This is a genomic window from Roseateles sp. P5_E11 (assembly GCF_054049355.1).
In genome coordinates, this window is sequence record NZ_JBFUMO010000493.1 from 1 (window position 1) to 4357 (window position 4357).

A 4357-nucleotide genomic window follows, 5' to 3' on the forward strand; every position below is an offset into this window, starting at 1 on the left:
GCCAAGCTCTGAGCGGTTGAATCCAATGAAAACACGGCGCCGAGGCGCCGTGTTTGCTTTGGCTTCAGACGCGGTGGCCCAGCGCCGACGAGATCTGAGAGGCCGTTTCCTTCAGCCGGACGACCCAACTCTCCTCCAGCCGGTCGGCCGGTGCTGAGATCGACAAGCCGGCCACCAGCTTGGCTTGGTCGTCATAGATGCCGGCCGCCATGCACCGCACGCCCAGCTCCAGTTCCTCATCGTCGCGGGCAATACCGCGCTGGCGCACCATGGCCAGCTCGCGCTCGAGTGAGCTGATGTCGGTCAAGCTGTTGCGCGTGTGACCCGACAGGCCGGTGCGCGTTGCGTAGGCGCGCACGCGCGGGCTGTCGTCGCTGGCCAGGAAGAGCTTGCCCACTGAGGTGAGGTGCAAGGGCGCGCGGCCGCCCACGGCGCGCACGACCTGCATGCCCGAGCGTTCGGAGTAGGTGCGTTCGATGTAGACAATCTCGTCGCCCTGGCGCACCGACAGGTTGACCGGCTGGTGGGTGAACTTGTGCAGCTCGCGCATGGCCGGCAGGGCGGCGTCGCGCACATCCAGCCGCGCCTTCACGAGGTTGCCCATTTCCAGCATGCGCATGCCGAGTCGATAACTACCGGCTTCGGGGCGATCCACGTATCGACCGAGGGTCAGGTCATTGAGAATCCGGTGCGCCGTGGAGGGGTGCAGCCCGGTGGCCTCGGACAAGGCCTTCAGCGACACCGGGTCCTGGTGGCTCGCCAGCACGTCCAGCAGCGAGAACATGCGCTCCAGCACCTGGATCGCCGGGGTCTGCTGGGCCTCTTTGGATTTCATGGCTTCATTGTGGGGGAGATTGCCAGTGTTTTGTATGGCGAAAGCGGGCTTCAGGAGGTGGCAAGTGGGCCTTGCCCTGGCGATAGCCAGCATGGGCGCAGCCCAGGCCGCGGAGCCGGCTTCTGCTGCGCCGGCCCCTGGCGAGTCACGTTGGGCCCGCGCGCCGCGGTTGTACGGCCGCATCACGGCCAATGAGTTGGGCCTCGTCATCAACACGGCCGACCCCTATTCCGTCACCGTGGGTGAGTACTACGCCAGGCGCCGCGGCATCCCGGCCGAGCAGATCCTGCGGGTGCAACTGCCGMTGCGCAACAGCCTGACGCGCGAGGAGTTCACGGCGCTCGACCAGGCCATCCGCAGCCAGATGTCCGAGCATGTCAACGGCCTGGCCCTGGCCTGGGTGCAGCCCTATGCCGTGGACTGCAATTCACTGACAAGCGCTCTTGGCGTCGGGTTGCAGCCCAATGTCTGCGCTCAGTCCTGCGCCGCCACGCGCATCAGCCCCTATACGGGTTACTTCGGCGCCAAGCCGTGGCTGGTCATCGGCGTGCGGCCGACGATGCAGCTGGCGGCCCGCTCAGTGCCGGCGGCCATGGCCATGATCGAGCGCGGCATCGCGGCGGACCACATATTGGCCGGCGGCGCGCCGGAGTCGGCCATGGCCTATCTCGCGGCGACACCGGATGCGGCGCGAAATGTGCGTGAGCGCCTGTTTCCGCCGGCCGGTGCCGTGCCTGGTGTGGCCGGCCTTGAGGTGGCTCGTGTGAAGAGCGATGCCTTGCCAGCGATGCGCCGCATCCTGGTCTATGAAACGGGCCTGATCCGCGTGCCCAAGCCACTGGGCGGGGAATGGCTGCCGGGCGCACTGGCCGACCATCTGACGTCTGCGGGCGGCCTGCTCGACAAACCGCCGGCTGATGAGGGGCAAATGAACATCCTCGACTGGATCGACGCCGGCGCGACGGCCAGCTACGGCACGGTCAGCGAGCCCTGCAACCATCTGCAGAAGTTCCCGCACCCGCAGATGCTGATCCAGGCCTATGCCCAAGGGGTGAGCGCGCTGGAAGCCTATTGGCACAGCGTGGCGTGGACGGCTCAGGGCGTGTTTGTCGGCGAGCCGCTGGCGGCGCCTTTCGCCGCCATTCCAGCCTCCGCGCCAGCGCCCTGAGCGGCCGCCAGGCCTGCGCGCACGGCGCCTTCGAGCGTGGCGGGGTAGGGGCCGGCGATGTAGTCGCCGGCGGCCCACAAGCCCGGTGCGATGCGGGCCGATGCGCGCACCAGACCTGGCGTGCAGGCAAAGGTCGCCCGCTTCTCTGTCAGCACCTTGTCGATGACGGGTGGCGTGGCCCAGCTCAATTCCCGCTGCGCCTGCGCGAGCACGGCCTCTGCGCAGCCACCGCGCTCCACCCAGGCTGCCGCGCCGCTGACGACGAAGGCAAAGCGCCCGGCAGCGCCGCCGAGGGCGCCATGGTCGAAGACAAACTGGGCTGGCGCGTCTGGCCCCTCACGCAGCGCCAGCATGGGTGCGGGCAGGGCGCTGCCGGGGCTGCTCAGGTAGACGGTGATGATGGGCTCAAAGCCCAGTGCGCCAGCAGTCGCCGACCAGGCGGGTGCGATGTCAGCGGTCAGCCGAGCTGCCTCGACGCTGGTGCAGGCCAGCACGACTCCGTCGAAGGCTTCGCCATCGACACGCCAGCAGGGCTCGATCTTCTGCACCCGTGAGGCCAGACGCAGCCGCTCGCCCAGCCAAGCCGTCGCCGGCCCGGCAAGCAGTTCGGACAACGGTCGCCGTGGCAGGAGCAAGTCCGCACTGCCGGCGCCACTGAAGAGGGCGTCCTTCAGCACACGCAAGAAGACCTGGGCGCTGGCCTGGGGCGCCGGCGTGTTCAGCGCGGCCACGCACAGCGGCTCGATGAGATCGCGTTTGACTGCGGCCGGGAGGCGGGCGCACAGCTCGGCGACGCTCAGTCGCGTATCGCAACGGAAGCCTCGCGCCAGCCAGCCGCCCGCCGCGGTGAGCAGGCCCAGCCGCGCCGACAGCGGCCAGCCATGCTGCGCCAGCACGCCGCGCGCGAAGGCGATCAGTGGCGGGCCCGGCGGCAGTTGCAGGCCAGGCTCGCCCGGGTAAGGCAGGGCCAGCGGCAGGCGCTTCAGCACGGCGTTCGGGTCGATGCCCAGGCGGCGCATCAGCGCCAGGCTGTCGCGGTAGGCGCCGATAAGGATGTGCTGGCCGTTGTCGTACGGTGGCTCGCCCGCCACGCTGCGCGCGCGGCCGCCGAGCTGCGGCGCCATCTCGAAGACGGTGATGTCGTGGCCGGCATCGGCCAGCGCCACAGCCGCCGCAATGCCGGCCCAGCCGCCACCGACGATGGCGACGTGGCTMACCGCCCGCGCCAATTCGTTTTCATCGCGATCCAGAGCTTGCGCAGCGGCGTCAGCGCGATGCGCTGGTGCAGCACCTGGAAGTTCTCTCGCTCGATCTCCACGAGCAGGGCACGGTAGATGTTGGCCATCATCAGCCCAGGCTTCTGCGCGGCCCGGTCGACCTCGGGCAGCAGCGCCAGCGCCTCGTCGTAGAGCTGATGGGCGCGCTCGGCTTGGAACTTCATCAGCGCCGTGAAGCGGTCCGAATAGCCCCAGGGCTTGCTGCGCAGCAGGATCTCGCTGGCCTTGACGCCGAACTGCTGCAGCTCGTTCACCGGCAGGTAGATGCGGCCGCGCCGGGCATCGTCGCCGACGTCGCGGATGATGTTGGTCAGCTGCATCGCCAGGCCCAGCTTGTGGGCGTAGTCGACGGTCTGCGGCTGCGTGCGGCCGAAGATGCCGCTGGCGACTTCGCCGACGACGCCGGCCACCAGATGGCAGTAGCGCTGCAGTCCCGGAAAGTCGAGGTAGCGCGTTTGCTGCAGGTCCATTTCGCAGCCTTCGATGACGGCGTTGAGATGCTCCAACCGGATGTCATGGCTGGCCGTGTGCGGCATCAGCGCCTTCATGACCGGGTGGCTGGGCTGCCCGGCAAAGGCGCTGGCCACCTCCTTGCGCCACCAGGCCAGCTTGGTCGCCGCGACACCGGCGTCCTGCGTCTCATCGACGACATCGTCCACCTCGCGGCAGAACGCATAGAAGGCCGTGATCGCCGCCCGCCGCGGTGGCGGCAGGAACAGGAAGGCGTAATAGAAGCTCGAGCCGCTCGCGGCGGCTTTCTCTTGGACGTATTGTTCGGGGCTCATGGTGCGGCCCGCATTGTCAGGGCGCGCCACAGCAGCCGCGGCAAGTCCAGAACCCCCAGGGCAGGGCGGTGCACGAGGCTGTCGTGATGACGCGCCTCAATCTTGTCGAGGATGCGCAGGCCGCCCTGGACGACCAGGCGCAGTTCCCAGCCCGCGCGGCCGGGCAGCGCAAGGGCCAGCGGTGCACCCTCGAGCATCAGCGCGCGGGCCCAGGCGCAGAGGTCGGCGATCAAGGCGCGAGCGGCAGGGCTGTCACGGCAGGCGAGCACATCCTCGGCGCTGATGCCATGGC

4 protein-coding genes and 1 pseudogene are annotated in these 4357 nt (G+C 69.0%); 1 reads left to right on the forward strand and 4 read right to left on the reverse strand.

Annotated elements, in window-relative coordinates; all coding sequences use genetic code 11:
- Positions 1 to 64: 64 nt before the first annotated feature.
- Positions 65 to 835, reverse strand: coding sequence for an IclR family transcriptional regulator (locus tag ACXJKR_RS25485; RefSeq protein ID WP_056198258.1), 771 nt, complete (start codon positions 833 to 835; stop codon positions 65 to 67).
- 64 nt (positions 836 to 899) lie between these two features.
- On the opposite strand from ACXJKR_RS25485, the gene ACXJKR_RS25490 reads away from it, so the two are divergent.
- Positions 900 to 2003 carry a TIGR03790 family protein gene (locus ACXJKR_RS25490; RefSeq protein ID WP_457325187.1) on the forward strand — a complete coding sequence of 368 codons (1104 nt, stop codon included), beginning with the start codon at positions 900 to 902 and terminating at the stop codon, positions 2001 to 2003.
- On the opposite strand, the gene hpnE is transcribed toward ACXJKR_RS25490, so the two are convergent.
- The 3 genes and pseudogenes from hpnE to ACXJKR_RS25505 all read right to left on the reverse strand — a co-directional run.
- A complete protein-coding gene (hpnE, locus tag ACXJKR_RS25495) occupies positions 1931 to 3232 on the reverse strand; it encodes a hydroxysqualene dehydroxylase HpnE (protein ID WP_457325188.1) in 1302 nt (433 codons plus the stop codon). The two genes, ACXJKR_RS25490 and hpnE, sit on opposite strands and share 73 nt — an antisense overlap.
- Positions 3220 to 4065 (reverse strand): annotated as a pseudogene (hpnD, locus tag ACXJKR_RS25500) (presqualene diphosphate synthase HpnD); the annotation flags it as partial. The pseudogene hpnD and the gene hpnE, both read right to left, overlap by 13 nt.
- A partial coding sequence (locus tag ACXJKR_RS25505; protein ID WP_457325189.1) for a squalene/phytoene synthase family protein occupies positions 4062 to 4357 on the reverse strand: 296 nt, incomplete at its 5' end. The pseudogene hpnD and the gene ACXJKR_RS25505, both read right to left, overlap by 4 nt.